This is a genomic window from Mucilaginibacter sp. P19, from assembly GCF_050632265.1.
Taxonomy (GTDB): Bacteria; Bacteroidota; Bacteroidia; order Sphingobacteriales; family Sphingobacteriaceae; genus Mucilaginibacter; species Mucilaginibacter gossypii.
Window position 1 is genome coordinate 4,781,713 of sequence record NZ_CP192586.1, and the last position, 15,899, is coordinate 4,797,611.

21 protein-coding genes are annotated in these 15,899 nt (G+C 41.3%); 12 read left to right on the forward strand and 9 right to left on the reverse strand.

What is annotated here, in order from left to right; all coding sequences use genetic code 11:
- Positions 1–120: 120 nt before the first annotated feature.
- The 4 genes from ACQ86K_RS23125 to ACQ86K_RS23140 all read left to right on the forward strand — a co-directional run bounded on the left by ACQ86K_RS23125 (position 121) and on the right by ACQ86K_RS23140 (position 2,741).
- Positions 121–1,458: a two-component regulator propeller domain-containing protein gene (locus ACQ86K_RS23125; RefSeq protein WP_431198881.1), complete on the forward strand. Its 1,338-nt coding sequence runs from the start codon at positions 121–123 to the stop codon at positions 1,456–1,458.
- Entirely contained in the window at positions 1,412–1,606 is a 195-nt protein-coding gene (locus ACQ86K_RS23130; RefSeq protein WP_431198882.1) for a hypothetical protein, read from the forward strand. The genes ACQ86K_RS23125 and ACQ86K_RS23130 overlap by 47 nt, the downstream gene beginning before the upstream one ends.
- Positions 1,607–1,941: 335 nt before the next feature.
- Positions 1,942–2,613 (forward strand): SDR family oxidoreductase, encoded by a 672-nt coding sequence (locus tag ACQ86K_RS23135; RefSeq protein ID WP_431198883.1) that lies wholly within the window; start codon positions 1,942–1,944, stop codon positions 2,611–2,613.
- Positions 2,577–2,741 (forward strand): SDR family oxidoreductase, encoded by a 165-nt coding sequence (locus ACQ86K_RS23140; protein WP_431198884.1) that lies wholly within the window; start codon positions 2,577–2,579, stop codon positions 2,739–2,741. Before ACQ86K_RS23135 ends, ACQ86K_RS23140 begins: the two co-directional genes overlap by 37 nt.
- A 79-nt stretch (positions 2,742–2,820) precedes the next feature.
- On the opposite strand, the gene ACQ86K_RS23145 is transcribed toward ACQ86K_RS23140, so the two are convergent.
- On the reverse strand, positions 2,821–3,072 hold the full coding sequence (locus ACQ86K_RS23145) for a hypothetical protein (protein WP_091170165.1): 252 nt from the start codon (positions 3,070–3,072) through the stop codon (positions 2,821–2,823).
- A gap of 292 nt (positions 3,073–3,364) precedes the next feature.
- The gene (locus ACQ86K_RS23150) at positions 3,365–4,303 is read right to left on the reverse strand and encodes a sugar phosphate isomerase/epimerase family protein (RefSeq protein WP_091170168.1); all 939 of its coding nucleotides are present in this window, start codon (positions 4,301–4,303) and stop codon (positions 3,365–3,367) included.
- 142 nt (positions 4,304–4,445) lie between these two features.
- Between ACQ86K_RS23150 and ACQ86K_RS23155 the strand changes: the two genes are divergently transcribed.
- The gene (locus ACQ86K_RS23155) at positions 4,446–4,841 is read left to right on the forward strand and encodes a hypothetical protein (protein ID WP_143020800.1); all 396 of its coding nucleotides are present in this window, start codon (positions 4,446–4,448) and stop codon (positions 4,839–4,841) included.
- Positions 4,842–4,843: 2 nt separating this feature from the next.
- On the opposite strand, the gene ACQ86K_RS23160 is transcribed toward ACQ86K_RS23155, so the two are convergent.
- Together ACQ86K_RS23160 and ACQ86K_RS23165 are read right to left on the reverse strand one after the other, a co-directional pair.
- On the reverse strand, positions 4,844–5,260 hold the full coding sequence (locus tag ACQ86K_RS23160) for a VOC family protein (protein WP_091170176.1): 417 nt from the start codon (positions 5,258–5,260) through the stop codon (positions 4,844–4,846).
- Complete coding sequence (locus ACQ86K_RS23165; protein ID WP_091170180.1) at positions 5,250–5,753, reverse strand: hypothetical protein; 504 nt, start codon at positions 5,751–5,753, stop codon at positions 5,250–5,252. Before ACQ86K_RS23165 ends, ACQ86K_RS23160 begins: the two co-directional genes overlap by 11 nt.
- Positions 5,754–5,957: 204 nt before the next feature.
- Here ACQ86K_RS23165 and ACQ86K_RS23170 point away from each other — a divergent pair, with 204 nt between their 5' ends.
- The 7 genes from ACQ86K_RS23170 to ACQ86K_RS23200 all read left to right on the forward strand — a co-directional run bounded on the left by ACQ86K_RS23170 (position 5,958) and on the right by ACQ86K_RS23200 (position 10,712).
- Positions 5,958–6,275 carry a hypothetical protein gene (locus tag ACQ86K_RS23170; protein WP_091170184.1) on the forward strand — a complete coding sequence of 106 codons (318 nt, stop codon included), beginning with the start codon at positions 5,958–5,960 and terminating at the stop codon, positions 6,273–6,275.
- A 103-nt stretch (positions 6,276–6,378) separates the two neighbouring features.
- Positions 6,379–6,801 (forward strand): secondary thiamine-phosphate synthase enzyme YjbQ, encoded by a 423-nt coding sequence (locus ACQ86K_RS23175; RefSeq protein WP_091170188.1) that lies wholly within the window; start codon positions 6,379–6,381, stop codon positions 6,799–6,801.
- Positions 6,802–6,969: 168 nt separating this feature from the next.
- Positions 6,970–7,671: an NUDIX hydrolase gene (locus tag ACQ86K_RS23180; protein WP_090533328.1), complete on the forward strand. Its 702-nt coding sequence runs from the start codon at positions 6,970–6,972 to the stop codon at positions 7,669–7,671.
- A gap of 195 nt (positions 7,672–7,866) precedes the next feature.
- Positions 7,867–8,310, forward strand: coding sequence for a tetratricopeptide repeat protein (locus ACQ86K_RS23185; RefSeq protein ID WP_431198885.1), 444 nt, complete (start codon positions 7,867–7,869; stop codon positions 8,308–8,310).
- 32 nt (positions 8,311–8,342) lie between these two features.
- Positions 8,343–9,734: a tetratricopeptide repeat-containing sensor histidine kinase gene (locus ACQ86K_RS23190; RefSeq protein WP_431198886.1), complete on the forward strand. Its 1,392-nt coding sequence runs from the start codon at positions 8,343–8,345 to the stop codon at positions 9,732–9,734.
- A gap of 106 nt (positions 9,735–9,840) precedes the next feature.
- Positions 9,841–10,446: a creatininase family protein gene (locus ACQ86K_RS23195; RefSeq protein ID WP_091170195.1), complete on the forward strand. Its 606-nt coding sequence runs from the start codon at positions 9,841–9,843 to the stop codon at positions 10,444–10,446.
- Positions 10,422–10,712, forward strand: a complete 291-nt coding sequence (locus ACQ86K_RS23200) for a creatininase family protein (protein ID WP_143020802.1) — start codon at positions 10,422–10,424, stop codon at positions 10,710–10,712. The genes ACQ86K_RS23195 and ACQ86K_RS23200 overlap by 25 nt, the downstream gene beginning before the upstream one ends.
- A gap of 55 nt (positions 10,713–10,767) precedes the next feature.
- Here ACQ86K_RS23200 and ACQ86K_RS23205 read toward each other — a convergent pair whose 3' ends face one another.
- The 5 genes from ACQ86K_RS23205 to ACQ86K_RS23225 form a co-directional block, all read right to left on the reverse strand.
- Entirely contained in the window at positions 10,768–11,463 is a 696-nt protein-coding gene (locus ACQ86K_RS23205; RefSeq protein WP_091170202.1) for an ATP-dependent Clp protease proteolytic subunit, read from the reverse strand.
- Between the two features lie 12 nt (positions 11,464–11,475).
- Positions 11,476–11,748, reverse strand: coding sequence for a hypothetical protein (locus tag ACQ86K_RS23210; RefSeq protein WP_143020803.1), 273 nt, complete (start codon positions 11,746–11,748; stop codon positions 11,476–11,478).
- The gene (locus ACQ86K_RS23215) at positions 11,729–12,280 is read right to left on the reverse strand and encodes an RNA polymerase sigma factor (protein WP_091170209.1); all 552 of its coding nucleotides are present in this window, start codon (positions 12,278–12,280) and stop codon (positions 11,729–11,731) included. Before ACQ86K_RS23215 ends, ACQ86K_RS23210 begins: the two co-directional genes overlap by 20 nt.
- Before the next feature lie 215 nt (positions 12,281–12,495).
- Positions 12,496–13,371 (reverse strand): AraC family transcriptional regulator, encoded by an 876-nt coding sequence (locus ACQ86K_RS23220; RefSeq protein WP_091170212.1) that lies wholly within the window; start codon positions 13,369–13,371, stop codon positions 12,496–12,498.
- A gap of 441 nt (positions 13,372–13,812) precedes the next feature.
- Positions 13,813–15,873 (reverse strand): outer membrane beta-barrel protein, encoded by a 2,061-nt coding sequence (locus ACQ86K_RS23225; RefSeq protein WP_431198887.1) that lies wholly within the window; start codon positions 15,871–15,873, stop codon positions 13,813–13,815.
- Between the last annotated feature and the right edge of the window lie 26 nt (positions 15,874–15,899).

Sequence of the window (15,899 nt, forward strand, 5' to 3'; positions counted from 1 at the left end):
TATAAGTCAAATGCAAAAGGCTTCATATTATCCTCATTTAGGATTTGTATCTTTGTTTAACATTATTTAACTATCATTCGCTTGGAGTTTCGGGTTTGCTTTCTTTTATTTATAAGCGTAATGCTGGCATTGTTATCCCCAACTAAAATCCGCAGAGTTTTATTTATCTGCCTGTTTATCTTCATTTTACCATCGGCCCTGTTTGCACAAAATCTTTTTTTGCAAAAGGTAGAGATGTGTAATATCACCAATTATTGCATGGATTGCGGCGATACAAAGGCCAGCTGCGATCAGCTTGCCATTGATTTTGTTTCTGCGAGGATCAATAACCGTTACCTGCTAAAAGAAGCTACCGGTTCCATAACGTTCCAGGTTTTGGTGGATGAGCGGGGTTTTAGCTGCGTGCTTAGCCATAATGATGCGAGCAAAAGCGCGCTCACCAACGAGTTGATTACCTATCTGAACGGTTGCATCTGGAAGCCGGCCAAGGTAGATGGCAAACCGGTAGCCTCATCTGTAAATGTGATCTTTCGCTTTATAAGTGGCGGCGTTTACGGCCAGGTACAAAGGCTGGATCTTGCCGAAATGAAACCACCCGGCGATCCAACCATCTACAATAAAACTTTCACCTACGCCAATCCATCATTAAAAAACTACGACTTTACGGTATGGACAAAATATAACTCGCCCCTGGTTGATAACATCGGCAAATCAGCCGCTATGGATCAATCAGATCTGTTATGGTATGCTACGGAAAAAGGGATGACCCGCTTTGAGGGAACAACATTTATCCCGGTTAATGAATATAATTCGCCATTCCCGTCAGATGCTAACATAAAGGAAGTAACCATCGACCGAGATAATAATAAATGGGTTTATTACGATAATAAAATATTTATGTACGGCAGCGGTGGCTGGCAGTTATTTGATTTTAAGCAGTTTTTGGCAGGTGGGGTTAACCAGGTGCTGAACAGCCGCAATGGCGAATTACTTTTCACCACTCAAAACGGTCTTGTTGTAAAAAGGAAAGATAAAGTGGTAGTGATAAACAAAAAATCGATGCCTGAAATGCCCTCAAGCAATGTACTTTTTGCTTATGTAGATAGTCAGAAACGGCTTTGGATTGGTACGTCAAAAGGAACCATCATGATTGATAAAAGCGTTATCACCTCATTTAACAGCCTTAACAACACTCCGCTGAAAAATGCCAGTATTTCGGGCGCGGTGGAGGATGAAAAAGGAAATGTTTACTTCTCACTGGTTGATTGTAATAAACAAACTGGTGAAAATGATAGTGATAAAGAAGGTATAGCCGTACTAAAGTTTAATGGTAACTGGCTGCATTATAATGATAAAAACTCGGGCATGCCTGCTAACCATGTTAATACCATGTTGTATGATAAGTTTGAGCATGTTTTGTGGCTGGGTACAGACGAGATCGGGCATTGCCAGGTTTGACCTGAATAATGGGTGGGAAAATTACCACAACAACAATTCGCCGCTCCCTGGTTTTACTATTTACCAGATAGTTCAGGATTCAAAAGGCGTTATTTACGCCACTACTGCCAATGGCTTGTTAAGGATCAGAAAAAAGGCGGGAGCTTAAGATTAAGCAACTGTATATTATCAAAATGGTCTGAGGCTTATAAATAAGCCGTTTACGTTTGTTTGCTAATTGCCATCAGATTCCCTTTAGCGAATGTTAATGTGGCAGGCAATCAAACACAATTTAACCTTATCAAGTAAAGAATATAGCTCAATAGCCTCTATTGGGTCTTAAATTTACCTGGTAAGTTCATTCGTATTTAATTTGGCATATTCCTTTTCTTGTCCCGCTCCCTCCGTAATTGTCATCTTTTCCCCTTCCCTCAAACATCATTTACAATTAGTTTTGTTATGTAGCCGGTGTTTTTAAAACTAACTTTAAATAAAACTACCATCATGATGCTTCAAAATAGAAACGCGGTAATTTACGGTGCAGGCGGTTCATTAGGCGGTGCAGTTGCAAAGGCACTGGCCGGCGCCGGCGCGCGCGTATTTTTAACCGGGCCTAACCCCAGGTCAATTAAAAAGATATCCGATGAAATTATTTCTTCAGGGGGATTGGCTGAAATAGCAATTGTAGATGCATTTGACGAAAAAGCAATTGATCGGCATTTACAGCAAGTGGTAAGCAGCGCAGGGACGATTGATATCTCATTTAACGCCGTTGGAGTTGATGTGGTGCAGAACGTACCGCTTATCGAAATATCGGCCGAAGATTTTGTAAAGCCGATTACGCTTACGATGCAAACCCGTTTCATGACGGCCATTGCAGCTGGCAAGATGATGATGAAACAAAAATCGGGGGTAATTTTATCGCTTACAGCTACGCCAGGAGGTATAGGCTATCCTCACACAGGTGGCTTTGGCCCTGCTTGCAGCGGTGTTGAAAGTTTTTCGCGCACACTGGCATCCGAATTGGGTGCTTACGGCATCCGGGTGGTTAATATCCGATCGGGAGGCTCGCCCGATTCGCGCGTGTTTAAAACCGCAATTGACACCATGCCCGATGTTATGGACCCTATCCTTAAAAAATGGAAGCTGATACCATGCTCAAAAAACTACCCTTAATGGCCGATATTGCCAATACAGCGGTTTTTCTGGCATCGGATCTGGCTGGCCAGATTACAGGCGTTACCATTGATGTAACCGGAGGTACAACTGCAGCATTAAATTACAGAGTAAACAGGCTTGATTAAACGGGTTTAGGAAAGAAACGCCATTAATTGATCCCCAAAAAAGACAAGCAAAAAAATAAGGCCGGGGTATTGCAGTTAATTACTTTCCGCCCATAAATCCTATCGATTTTGCCGGAACCTGTTTCGTTACTACGCCTTCAATGTAAAGCTGACCATCCTTAATTTTATAATCGAGGGTACGGTCATCAACTTTATAGTCATCATCGTGAAAAAGGTCCTTCAGTTTGCTCAGCAATTCTTTGCGATCAAATACGGGGCTGATACTTAACTGATCGTCAACCGGGGTAAGTATAATACCATCTGCCTTGTATGAAAATATTTTAGATTCCATTTGATAAAGATAGGCTTATATGCCGAACATCAGCAAAGCAACTTCTTATGGTTTCCGCCGGTAAACCTTGTGCTTTGTAAACCCTCTGCCGCTTTCATAAATCCCGTTTGCAGGTTGCTTTTGTTTAAGCTTATCAGCCGATGTATCGTTAAAACTATGGTCTGTTACTCTGCTATAGGCGGCAGGAATCCATTCCAACTTTAGTTTACATGAGTTATCCATATCTATATTCAAATAAATATAAATTTACAAATAAGAGGCATTCGTATCACGAATAAACTAATACAATACTTTATGCCAGTGCATCAGCAGCAAACTGCCGGCAAATTTTCACCTCCTTTACCGCATCTGATCCTTCAGGTATCTTGTACTCCAGCTCAATAGTGGCCGGGAATTTATAATGGTTATTTTTAAGGAGTTGCAGCACCTCTTTTATCGGGGTATCGCCCTGCCCCCAGGGCTGATTGGGACCGTCATGAAACTTACGGTCTTTGATGTGCATACTGGTTATACGGTCATGATATTTTTCAATAAAGGGAACGGGGCTGCTGCTGGTACCTGCCACATAATGGCCGATATCCAAATTAATTCCGTTATGCTTTGACTGGGCCAGGGCCGCGTCCCAAAGGGTTGGCGTGGCCTGGGTGTGGGCATGGTAGCCAACCATCATTTTATGTTTGGCGGCTATATCACCAAGGCGTTTGGTTTGAACCTCATCAGGCAACTCAACAGTTACATGATTTACACCCAAAGCTTTCCCTGCATTAAAGGCATAATCAATTTCGGCATCGCTGTTTTTAGTACCGAGGGCATTGGGTTTCCAGGCATAAATATTGACACCGGCATCATGGTACATCTTCCTGATCTCCTTAAATTTATCCATTGGCGCGGAGACGCGCCATTCGGCCATCTTTTTCCCAAATGCAGCCCAGTCTTCGCCAGCTTCATGTTTAGGGGCACCGGCGTACATTTCGGCGGCATCGCCCATCAGTTCAATGGCGTTAATATTACAGTCGATACAGTACCTCAGTAAATCTTCAATTGTGCTAGGCATGCTCCTGAATGAGTAGGTGATCACGCCTATTTGTACGCCATTGATAAGCGAGTTGGGTTTATCAACCCTACCTGAAATCACGCCCGCAAATGATGATTTTGAAAATGCTAAAAGCCCCGCTGCGGCAAGTGCGCTGCTGCCAATAAACCTGCGCCTTGATAAGTTATGCTGCTTCATAAATTTTATAGGAAATACATTGGTTTACACCAAAGTTATCAATTAATTGATGCCTGCAAATTGTGTATTGAAAGTGTTACTAACAAAGTTAACTTGTAGCGTTTTGCCTGGTATTAACGTAAAGTATTATAAACCTTATGCTATGAAAAAGCTGTTTTTATTTGGCATACTCGCCGTTTTATCAGGCTGTAAAAAAGACAATACCCCTAATAATGATCAGTTGATTGGCAGGTGGGAGTACCGCGGCACCAGTTGTTACTGCGAGCCTCCCAAAGATCTTAATTCGATAAAGGCAGGCAACGGCAACATTATTGTTTTTACCGCCAGTACCTACAAACGATTTAAAAAAGACACCCTGATAAACAGCGGCACTTACCGTACCCGTAAATATGACAATGCACATGAGCAGATCATGTATGACAAAGATACCTCCAGCAAAAGCATCACATTTTTCAGGATAGAAGGTAAAATACTCACTTTCTACGGAACAGTTCCCCTTGCAGCAGACGGGCCGGAATCTCACTATGAGCGGTTATAATATTATGGTACAGACCAGTGGAAGCACAACTGATATCCATCCGGATCAAGCAGATAAATGGCTTTCCAGCCATAACCTGTAATTTGAGGTTGTTTAAGGTGCATGCCCTTACTTAATAAATAGCTATATAGCATATCAATATCCGGGTGACCGAAATAAAGTGAGGTATCAGTATGCGCTGCTGTGCGTTGCTCATCGGGTTCGGCAGGGCGGTTGGGCTTTTCGTACGCGGTGTTGAGCATTAGTTCTATACCATTAAGTTTCAATAAAACCCAATCAACATCATCTCCTTCGCCAGATGCCTGCACTATTTCAAAACCCAGCACATCGCGGTAAAATCCTAAGGCCACGGGCATATCAAAAACCTGAAGCAAGGGGGCTATGCCCTGTATTTGTTTTGTGGTAGTGCTATCGCTCATAATCTCCTTCTAATAATTCTAATAAAAAAGATTTACAGCTATTACTTTCCGAGTTGAAGCCATATATCATAATAAGATAAATGAATACCAACATACCAAATGGAGTTATTGATAAGGGATCAAACCTATCAGACATTGAAGAATGTATCCAACCGCCAAAACCCGCGACCATTAAAAAAGCAGCCATTCCAATGATAATATATTCTATTTCCTGGTGCATAGCCATGGTTATATAAAGACAACTTCCCGTTTCCGCAAACTCCACGCGCCCCTTTATAAAAGGTATAAACGAATTCCTACCAACAACTACGGGTTCAATTTTAAACTCACTAATATTTACATACCCTTTAAAAGGAGTGGGATACCTGTTGGTTAATTGTTCAAAGAAACTTCCTGTGAAAGCAGGGCTTACTTGTTCTGTCAATCTTAATCTTACCTCTTCGGGGTTGAGCGGACTTATAATGGAAAATTTTTCATATGGCCACCAATTCATAACTAATAGATAGTTACATTAAAAGTACCAATACTGTTCATCAAAACCTATCTAAATAATAGATACCCCTGCGCGAAAACGAACAATAAATGTATTATAACGATGCACATTACTGGATTGAAAACAAATGTAATTAATTGACTAACAATACTATAAATACATGGCACTTAATTTGAGTTCTTAATAAAGATTACTGTATATATCATGAGACACGGCAAGCAACTGGAAAGGCGTACTTTCAACCAGGACCGTTTTGAAATACTTATTAAGCGGCAAAAAAACGGTACAGCCACCTTTAACGAGCTCACCGAATTGGATGAGATCGTAAACCGTGACCCTGAGATCCGTGAAATTGTTTTGGAGGAAATGCAGGACGCCGATACTCCAAAGCTTCCGGACGATAATCAAATTCAAATGGTTGAAAAACCGGTCAGGAAAAGTTTCATCGAAAAGATAAAAGCTTTCATTGATCGCTTGTTCGCAGTTCAAAGCGATGATCTTAATCCGGCCATTGCTGCATAAGTAATGTAAACCTGCAAACAATTTTTAATTGGCACGCCATTCAAAACAAAACGGAACAATCTTTATAGATATGTTTGCAACACTGTTATAAAGCAAACTGTTTATGAAAATATTTCAGCAAATCCTTCAGCTTAGGGAGCGCAAAAGAGGTTTTCATCTCATCACGGCCGAAGTAATTAATGCCCTACCTCAAATACACGAGTTAAAAACCGGTATTTGCCAGGTATTTATCCAACATACTTCGGCATCATTAACCATTAATGAAAATGCCGACCCAACCGTAAGGCAGGATTTTGAAATGTATTTCAGTAAAACCGTACCCGAAAACGACCCGGATTATTTACACGATGATGAAGGTCCTGATGATATGCCTGCCCACCTGAAAGCTGCGATGCTGGGCAGTTCAGTAACTATTCCTATCCGCAATGGAAGACTGGCTTTAGGAATGTGGCAGGGAATTTATTTGTGCGAGCATCGTAACCACGGCGGCAACCGCATGCTGGTAATATCGGCATGGGGCGAATAAATAATGAATAAGTGTTAATTATTATTGTAAAAAGCACAATTAATTTACACATTTGATTAACAATTGTAAATTAATGCTTTTTTAACGGGTGTAACACAGCAAATTTGCAAGCTTATATCGAATGTTATTCTATATTTGTTTTTACCATAAAATTATTACTGTTTATAAATGCTCAAGTACTCCAAGCAAACAAGGTTATTATTAGCTGTTGATTGTATCATTTTTGGCTTTGATGGCGAAGTTTTAAAGATCCTACTGATAAAAAGAGGCTTTCAACCCGAAAAGGGAAACTGGAGCCTGATGGGTGGCTTTGTTCAGCCAGATGAAAGTCTTGATCAAAGTGCCAACCGCATTTTAAAGCAATTAACCGGCTTGGAGGGCGTGTACCTTGAACAATTATATACTTTTGGGCAACCCCAGCGCGACCCTATTGAGCGTACAGTATCTGTAGCATACTTTGCACTGGTTGATATCCATAAATATGAAGCCCAGATCAGTGATGATTACCATGCCGAGTGGTTTCAGCTTAAACGTGCCCCTAAATTGATATTTGACCAACAGGAAATGGTTGAGCAGGCCCGCAAACGCATCCGCTACAAAGCAGCTATGCACCCTATCCTGTTTGAGCTTTTGCCCACTAAGTTTACCATCCCGCAATTGCAAACTCTTTACGAAAGCGTGTTTAATACCACTATTGATAAACGCAATTTCAGTAAAAGGGTGCTGGCAACCGGTTTACTCATTAAACTGGCCGATAAGGATAAAGCAGGCTCAAAACGCGGTGCTTATTATTACCAGTTAAACATGCAAAACTATTATGCCAAGTTTCAGGCATTTATGAACTTTATTCCTAATCCCGATTCGCTATAACAGTTCTTTGAATCATTTTTTATTTGAGCCATTATCCGGTATTACCTGCAGAAGGTTTAATATTTTTGAATAACAGTAAAACTAACTGTACCTGAGCCTTTTTTATTTAACATTCTTCAACCATACAGCTTTTTATCCGTATAATAGCTTTAGGCTATATCATGAACCGTTAGCCCGTTTTGCAAATATTAATTAATGAAAAAAAACGTAAGCCTTTTAGTATTACTGTTGCTTGCTGTATCTGAATGTTTCGGCCAATTCAGGGAGGTTAATAAACTAAAAAAAGACTTGCCCTTAACTCATGATAGCATACAGTATGTAAATACGCTTAACAGGCTGGGGATGCTTATGTATGAGCAAAATATCGACAGTGCTTTCAATTATGCTAAAAAGGCCAGAACTATAGCTGAGCGGCTTGGCTATAAGGCCGGAAAGGCCGATGCACTAAATGTTATAGGCATTGTTTATGATCTTAAAGGAAATCTGCAGCTTTCACTACGCTATTATAACGAGGCTTATAACCTGTACAAAGAATTAAATGATACCTCAAACGTTGTACAGGGGTTAATGAATATTGGCCTTGTGTTTAACGAGAACAAGGAAGATAAAAAAGCGATAAACTTTTTAAGCGGGCATTAAACATTGGTAAAACCCTGCAGCGCGACTCTATCGTGGCGTTGGTGCTGTGCAATTACCTCCTCTTATACCCCGGGCAAATCCCCAAAGATTCGGTTGAAATCTACCTTGATAAAGCACGCGAAATTGGCACAAGGTATAAAGATAAACGTATGCTCGTTGAAGCAGACCAGGTACAGGGATTGCTATACCTTCAAAGCAATAACCGTGAACAAGGTGTGGCGGTTTTACAAAAAGCAGTAGATAATGGTTTAGCCATGGAGCTTTATTACCTGAGCCTTGATATAGTCATGAACCTTGGCGATTTGTACCTCGAAAATAATGTTCCCCAAGCTATTGATTACTACAAACAGGGACTTTCTATTGCCGAAAAAAGCGGCTATCACTATTATGAAAAAATCTTCGGGAAAAAATTATATGATATTTATATTGCTCAAAATAATCTGCCCGAAGTACAGCGCTACAGTTCAAAATTGCTGAAACTATATGACGACGAGGAGAAGTACACTAATACAACAGGCTTTGATTATATTGATTATGCCCTGAAAGACCAGGAACTGGAAGCTATAACCATCCGGAGCCAAAACAGGCAGGTGCTTGCGATTGTACTTGGTGTTTTATTTGTGATAACCGCCATTACCGTAATATTTACTTACCGCCTTTACAACCTGAAGAAAAAGCATGGCCAAACATTGGAAGAGCTTAATCACACCGTACAGCTACGAAACGAAAAACTGCAAATAGATCATGAATTCAACAACCGGCTGGTATCTATTCTTGCGCATGATTTCAGGCAGCCAATAGGCGCACTCAAAACACTGGCAACAGTACTTAAAGACGCCGATACTTTTACACGGGAAGAATTGATGGAATTGGTAGATACCATGGAGCATTCTTCAAATATTTCGCTGGAGATTTTTGAAAACATATTGCAATGGATCAAACAGCAATTGTCGGGCTTTAATTACAAAGCTGTTCCACTGCCTTTAAAGGACCTGATAGATGAGGCAATACAACCATTTTATTTAATGGGTAAAGACCGCGGGCTTAGGTTCGTAATCAAAGTGGATCCGGCCATTGTTATTCACGCCGACAAAGAGTTGGTACAGTTTATCCACCGCAATTTTATACATAACGCCATTAAGTTTTCGCCAGATAATTCAACCATTACTATAGGTGCATCAAGCGATAACAACGATGTAACTGTTTGTGTACAGGACGAGGGAAAAGGTATTTCGCCCGATAAGCTGAAGTTGCTCTTTAATTTTAAAGCCAACATGCAGTACAGTAACGAAAAGGAAAAAGGCGCGGGCGTAGCGCTCATGATCTGTAAAGATTTTACCGAAAAAATGAATGGCCGGATCTGGGTTGAAAACAACAAGGAAAAAGGGGCTATTTTCTGCTACTCATTGCCCAATATCCATTAACCTCTTCATTGTAATTTTTAAATTACCTGTTGAAAAACAATATTTTAAGTTCGTAAATTTCAGTTCAAATACAGTTTGCTATACCCTGTTATTAAACCTATAATTTATGAAAACTTATTTATTACTGTTTGCAGCGCTACTGCTTTCTGCATATTCCTTTGCCCAGCAAATACCTGCCCGCTGGGACGAGCTTGTTGCCTCAGATTTTCCTGCTGCGCTCGCAAAATCGTCGAAAACTTGTATCCTGCCCATTGGGATCCTGGAAAAACACGGCCCCCATTCCCCTTTGGGAACCGACCTGATCCACGTACGTGAGTGGGCTGCCCATGCTGTTAAGTCGGAATATGCTGTTGTATTTCCCGATTATTTTTATGGACAGATCAATGAGGCCCGCCATCAGCCCGGAACATTTGCCCTGCCAAGCAAAGTGATCTGGGATTTACTGGAAGCTACCTGTGATGAAATTGCGCGAAACGGGTTTGATAAAATAGTAATACTGAACGGCCATGGCGGCAATCCCGAGTTTATCCAGTTCTTTATGCAATCTCTGCTCAACAAACGTCACAGCTATGCAGTATATTTTTATAACCCGCATGGTGCAGATAAGGAATACACAGATCAATACCGCAAAATGCATAAATCAGCTATTGAAGGTGATCAGATGCCGGCGAAAGTGAAACCGCGTCGATGCTTTACTATCGCCCAGATCTGATGAAGATGGACAGGGCGGCATCACAATCGGGCGATAATCAGCACCGTTTAAACCTGGCTAATATTTATACACCTATATGGTGGTATGCCGCTTACCCTAACCACTATGCCGGTGAAGGTGCTAAAGCTACACCCGAATTTGGCAAATTTATAGCAGAGCATGAAATAGCCAGCTTTGTACAAGCGCTCAAAGCAATTAAGGCCGATACCAGTACCATCAAATTGCAAAATGAGTTTTTTGATAAGGTAGATGCGTTGAATAAGTGATCTAAATAACCAGACTTACGAAGTTTAATTACTTCGTAAGTCTTCAATATGCTAATCAGTCCTCCTTAGCTCCCAAAACCTCGTCTATCATCCCAAAAGCTTTCGCTTCTTTAGCTATCATCCAGTAATCCCTGTCGGATACTTCATAAACCCTGTCGTAGCTTTGCCCGCTGTGTTTGGCTGTGATCTCGTACAGCTCTCTCTTCATTTTAGAGATCTGTCTGGCAGCAATTTCAATGTCCGATTCCTGCCCCTGCGCTCCACCTGATGGCTGGTGCAGCATAACGCGTGAATGCGGCAACGCAGCCCGTTTGCCGTTGGCACCGGCGCAAAGTAATGTCGAAGCCATTGAGGCAGCCATACCAGTACAGATGGTAGCTACATCAGGCGATATAAACTGCATGGTGTCATAAATTCCCAGTCCGGCATATACTGAACCGCCCGGTGAATTGATATAGATCTGGATATCCTTTTTAGCATCGGCCGATTGCAGGAACAGCAATTGCGCCTGGATGATATTAGCCACCTGCTCATCTATCGCAGTGCCCAGGAAAATAATCCTATCCATCATCAGCCTCGAAAAAACATCCATTTGCGAGATATTGAGCTGTCGTTCTTCCATAATATAGGGCGTCATACCCATCCTTAATTGGCTGTTATTCACCTGCGCAATAAACCTGTCGACATGTAAACTTCGGACACGGCGATGCCCCACCGCATATTTGCGGAACTCGTTTTGATTGATATTCATAAAATTTGATGTTTAGCGTTTACCGAACAAACGCATGACCTTTTGCCTGAAACCCGCATGCTCAGGCAAGCTGAATAGCTTTTGATGTACGGTTTCAATTTCGGCCTTAAGGCTGTTACGGCCATATTGCTGCACCAGGGTCAGAGTTTGTTTATGCCACATCACCTTATACTTAAGGCTTGGATTGATGATCCGTTTGGCCTCGAACAACAGTGCATCATCAGGCGCGGTTTGCCCAAGCACATGATCGTCAATTTCTTTGATCTCATTCAATGAAGTCCTCATAAGCCAGTGATTGTTCTTTAACTGTTTCCCTTACCTTTTCAATGCATTTATACTTCTGCGCAGTAGCAGACCGCTCGCCCGCGTAACCAAACAAATCCGCAAGCTCCTTCATGGGTAGTTTATGATAATAAAAAGCGCTTAGCAACTCCATGCATTTTTTACCGGCCGTTTCCAGGTATCTCATTAGTTTAACTGACGATGGCTGATCTTCAGTTTCATCTGTAACATCAAAATCTTCGGTGCAATTATCGAGCGGCAGGTTATTGCGGTCACCCTTAAACTTTTTGAACCAAAGATGTTTGGCAATACCCAGCAGATAAGCCTTTTCACCGTTATGCAGGGACAGATCACTGTTCACCGCCTTTTCATAATAAATAACAAGGGCATCCTGAAAAATATCTTTTGCGTCGTCAAAGGAACCACCCATCTTGCTTATATATTTAGCCACTGTTGGGAAAGCGCTTTGGTAAAGCTCCGTAATGAGTTGTTCCCTTTGGGCGGCCGGTTTATCAAAAACTATCTCATGTGCCATGATCAATGCGTTTAATAATAAGTGCGCAAAACGAGAGATATATCACCGTGAATTTAAAAAATTATTCCCAGGATAGGATAATAGAATTATTTTCATCCTTATGGAAAAGGATATTGAAGGGACTGCTGCCCTGTCATGAACTGCCTTTTTTCTAAAGGTCAGCCCATCCCGAGTTATTTTCAATACAATTAAAACCACTCGGGGATAGCAAAAAATTATGTTTTCTTCGTAAACTCCTTTTGGTACATGAGTGGGCTTTTACCTGTTACCTGTTTAAAATGCTTGTGAAAAGTGGAGAAATTATTGAACCCACTATCGTAACAAAGCTGTTTAATGTTGAGCTTGTTTTCAATCAGGAGCTTGCAAGCGTAACCTACTTTTATCTCGATTACAAACTGCGAGTAGGTTTTACGGGTTTTTGATTTAAAGTATCGGCAAAAAGAGTTAGCGCTTACGCCAGCTATATCTGCTATTTCTTCCAGGTAGATCTTTTTACGGAAATTACGTACCGAGTACTCATAAATGTTATTGAGCCTATCGCTTTCCGATTCATTATGATCGTACTTAAAACCTATAGAAGTTAAATAATTAAGCGGCGAACTGCCTGCTATCGTATTCAATGCTTTGAGTAGCATAATGATCCTTTCTGCCCCATCTGTGTTGAGCATAGTGGCTAAAGTGTTGGCAACCTGCTTTTTTGTTTCGCCTGTTATCTGCAATCCACGTTTAGAGCGTTCAAGCAATACCTTGATCAGCTTATTTTCCGGGAGCTGAAGAAACTGATCGCCCCAAAAGTTTTCGCAAAAATGTACTACAACGGTATCTACCGGAATATGCTCTGCACCGCTGCCAAAATGTACATCATCAAAGCGCCAGTAATGTGGCAGGTTTGAGCCAACCAGAACCATATCGCCGGCTTCAAACTGTTTAATACTATCGCCTATAAATTGCGTTCCGCCGCCACTTGCGAAATAAATCAGTTCTAGTTCTGGATGGCAATGCCAGCGGTTATTGATATCCGGTGATACATCATGCCTTACGCTAAAGGAATGCGCAGGATCGGCAGAAACTTTAAGTAAAAGCGGCTTCATTCAGTTTTATTTACAAACAACGGGCTAAATGTAGATAAAAACTGTAAAAAAAGCTTATTTTTTATGAGGAGCTAAATTAACAAAATATTCGAGCTGCGAAGCCCCGCAAAAACGGCCCGGGTAAATCAATACATAAAAGTTTAATCTTGGTTTGTGTAGCTTAATTAAATAATAATAAAAACGAGAATAATACCTCACGGTTATTGGATTGATATACAGATTGATTAAATAATAAGTGAGTTTAACGGAAAAATCAAAACCTTAATAAGTTCATTAACGTATAATTAATAAAAAAGGGGCGTCCCGTATCTCACCTCGGAACGCCCTGCAGTTATCTTATGATAACATCAACTAAATCTCAGATCATCATGTTTTGATCTGAACTCTCCATCTTTCTCAGGGATGGGAAGGTTTTTAATATTTTATGAACCTTGCCGTTCATTAAAACGGTGGCGGTCCGCCGGGACCGCCGCCCTGAGGTGGACCACCTGGTCCGCCACGTTCCATAGTTGGCCTTTTGCCGGCAAATTTCTGCAGCTTAAGCGTAAAAGTTAGCAGATAGTAACGCCCCAAACGGTTACTGTTGGTTTGAGTGATATAGCTGCCGTTCTGAGTGGTTGTATAACCGGTGTTTTCGTTAAACACATCCATGACCGAAAAGCGCAGGGTGCCTGCATTGCCCTTCAAAAACCGGCGTTCTACATAGGTATTCAATATATTAGGATTAGTAGCACCGGTATAGCCGTAATAGATCATTTTTGAATAATCATAACTCAATGTCCAGTCTTTAAAATAGCTTTTGCCATTAACGCCCAGGTTAAGGGTTTGGAAATTGCTGTTAACGTTTGCCTGTTTGATGGAGTTGCTTGAGGTATTAACGCTATAAGTAGTACTTGCTTCGGCATCAATAACATCGGTAATGCTTACCCTAAAGCGTGCGCCTTGAGATAACACCAGGTTTTTGGCGATATTTTTCTCGGTTGTCATGTTATAGGTAGCGGAATCCACATTACTTATATATGAGACGTTGTTATTGTATGAAATGTTACCTATCATGAACAGATTATATTTTCTTTTTTGCCATGGCTTAGCAAACACATAAAATCCTTGTGCCGAGTAATAGCCATCGGCATTCAAATACTGGGTTAAAATACTTCCGGCCAGTTTGCTGTTGGGCGTATAGGTTTTAGGATAGGTAATGGTATTGGCTACTATTTTATTATCAGTTTTAATGAACGACAGGTTACTAAAAAATACGTTGCCGCTTTCAAAATTGAACTTATTGTATTTTAACGAAAGTGTATTATTAAACTCCGGTTTCAGATCGGGGTTACCCTGTACCGGGTATGATGCATTGCTGAAATCTGTAACAGGTTGCAATTCTGTATAAGTAGGCTGATTGCTGCTGCCGTTATAATTTAAACTAAGCGATTGGCTACGCGAAAAGTTATAAATGAACCTTGCAGTAGGTGCCCAGTTAAATGTATTGTTATTGGTTGTAAACGGTGTACCATCAACTATCGACGATCCTCTTAACAGCGTTGGCTGGGCCACAATACCTAAAGTGTAATTGTATTTTTTATCGATAAAACGATAGTTAAGCCCGAACCGGTTGGTAACGAAGGTTGAATTATAGTTATTGCTCAACAAATCATACCTGTTTATATTTCCATCACCGGCCAGGGTGTCGGTAGCTTTATCGGCAGTGGTATAGGCGTAGTGGTAGGCATAGTTCAATTCCATGTAGCCCTTTTTACTTATCGGTTCCATGTACGATACGGTAGTCCCAAGGCTATCCGTACGGCTATCGGTATTGATGAACTGGTTAAGAGGGGCATTACGGGCGCCATCAATATAGGTATAAACCGGATTTTGATATTTGTTAATGGTATAACTCCCTGCGCCGACATTTATACTGAAGTTGCGCCCATGACTATTAAGCTTGTGGTTAAACAATACATTAACACCATAATTGGGCTCGGTTGATTTACTAAGGTTGGCGAGGCTGTAGTTTGATACCGTTTCCGAATTCCGGAGCAGCAAGCTGGTTGCATCAGATGTGGTGTTGGTGCTGGCGTAGGCATATGTTGGGGTGATCTTTATATAGTTTACGGTATCGGGTTTATACTCAATGTTGAAGTTAACCCGGTGGTTCAGCTTTTCGTCCTGCTGGTTATTGGTTTGCGTATTGGTGCTCGGGTTGGTTGATGAAAGATTATTTTGAATGGTACTGCTGATGGTGTTCACCGAATTATCGGCAAAGCTGTAACTACCATAAGCGGTAATCTTCTTGCCCCAGCTATCGCGATAATTAAACCCGAATGAACGTGCTGTAGTGATGCCGTTCGATGAGCTGCTATTGCCTCCCGGAGGCCCACCCGGTCCGCCGCCTCTTGGACCACCACCCCCAAAGCTAAACAGATTGGTATTGGTATTGTTAAGGTTACCTAAAAAGGCAAGCTGCCTGTTGCCGTTAAAGCTAAACACATTGGCCGAAGCCACATACCTGTTGCTCTCCTTATCGCTTG

Coding starts and splice junctions, on each gene's coding strand:
- ACQ86K_RS23125 (WP_431198881.1), top strand. CDS start 121: ATGCTGGCATTGTTATCCCCAACTAAAATCCGCAGAGTTTTATTTATC.
- ACQ86K_RS23130 (WP_431198882.1), top strand. CDS start 1,412: ATGTTTTGTGGCTGGGTACAGACGAGATCGGGCATTGCCAGGTTTGAC.
- ACQ86K_RS23135 (WP_431198883.1), top strand. CDS start 1,942: ATGATGCTTCAAAATAGAAACGCGGTAATTTACGGTGCAGGCGGTTCA.
- ACQ86K_RS23140 (WP_431198884.1), top strand. CDS start 2,577: ATGGAAGCTGATACCATGCTCAAAAAACTACCCTTAATGGCCGATATT.
- ACQ86K_RS23145 (WP_091170165.1), bottom strand. CDS start 3,072: ATGGAATCTAAAATATTTTCATACAAGGCAGATGGTATTATACTTACC.
- ACQ86K_RS23150 (WP_091170168.1), bottom strand. CDS start 4,303: ATGAAGCAGCATAACTTATCAAGGCGCAGGTTTATTGGCAGCAGCGCA.
- ACQ86K_RS23155 (WP_143020800.1), top strand. CDS start 4,446: ATGAAAAAGCTGTTTTTATTTGGCATACTCGCCGTTTTATCAGGCTGT.
- ACQ86K_RS23160 (WP_091170176.1), bottom strand. CDS start 5,260: ATGAGCGATAGCACTACCACAAAACAAATACAGGGCATAGCCCCCTTG.
- ACQ86K_RS23165 (WP_091170180.1), bottom strand. CDS start 5,753: ATGAATTGGTGGCCATATGAAAAATTTTCCATTATAAGTCCGCTCAAC.
- ACQ86K_RS23170 (WP_091170184.1), top strand. CDS start 5,958: ATGAGACACGGCAAGCAACTGGAAAGGCGTACTTTCAACCAGGACCGT.
- ACQ86K_RS23175 (WP_091170188.1), top strand. CDS start 6,379: ATGAAAATATTTCAGCAAATCCTTCAGCTTAGGGAGCGCAAAAGAGGT.
- ACQ86K_RS23180 (WP_090533328.1), top strand. CDS start 6,970: ATGCTCAAGTACTCCAAGCAAACAAGGTTATTATTAGCTGTTGATTGT.
- ACQ86K_RS23185 (WP_431198885.1), top strand. CDS start 7,867: ATGAAAAAAAACGTAAGCCTTTTAGTATTACTGTTGCTTGCTGTATCT.
- ACQ86K_RS23195 (WP_091170195.1), top strand. CDS start 9,841: ATGAAAACTTATTTATTACTGTTTGCAGCGCTACTGCTTTCTGCATAT.
- ACQ86K_RS23200 (WP_143020802.1), top strand. CDS start 10,422: ATGCTTTACTATCGCCCAGATCTGATGAAGATGGACAGGGCGGCATCA.
- ACQ86K_RS23205 (WP_091170202.1), bottom strand. CDS start 11,463: ATGAATATCAATCAAAACGAGTTCCGCAAATATGCGGTGGGGCATCGC.
- ACQ86K_RS23210 (WP_143020803.1), bottom strand. CDS start 11,748: ATGAGGACTTCATTGAATGAGATCAAAGAAATTGACGATCATGTGCTT.
- ACQ86K_RS23215 (WP_091170209.1), bottom strand. CDS start 12,280: ATGGCACATGAGATAGTTTTTGATAAACCGGCCGCCCAAAGGGAACAA.
- ACQ86K_RS23220 (WP_091170212.1), bottom strand. CDS start 13,371: ATGAAGCCGCTTTTACTTAAAGTTTCTGCCGATCCTGCGCATTCCTTT.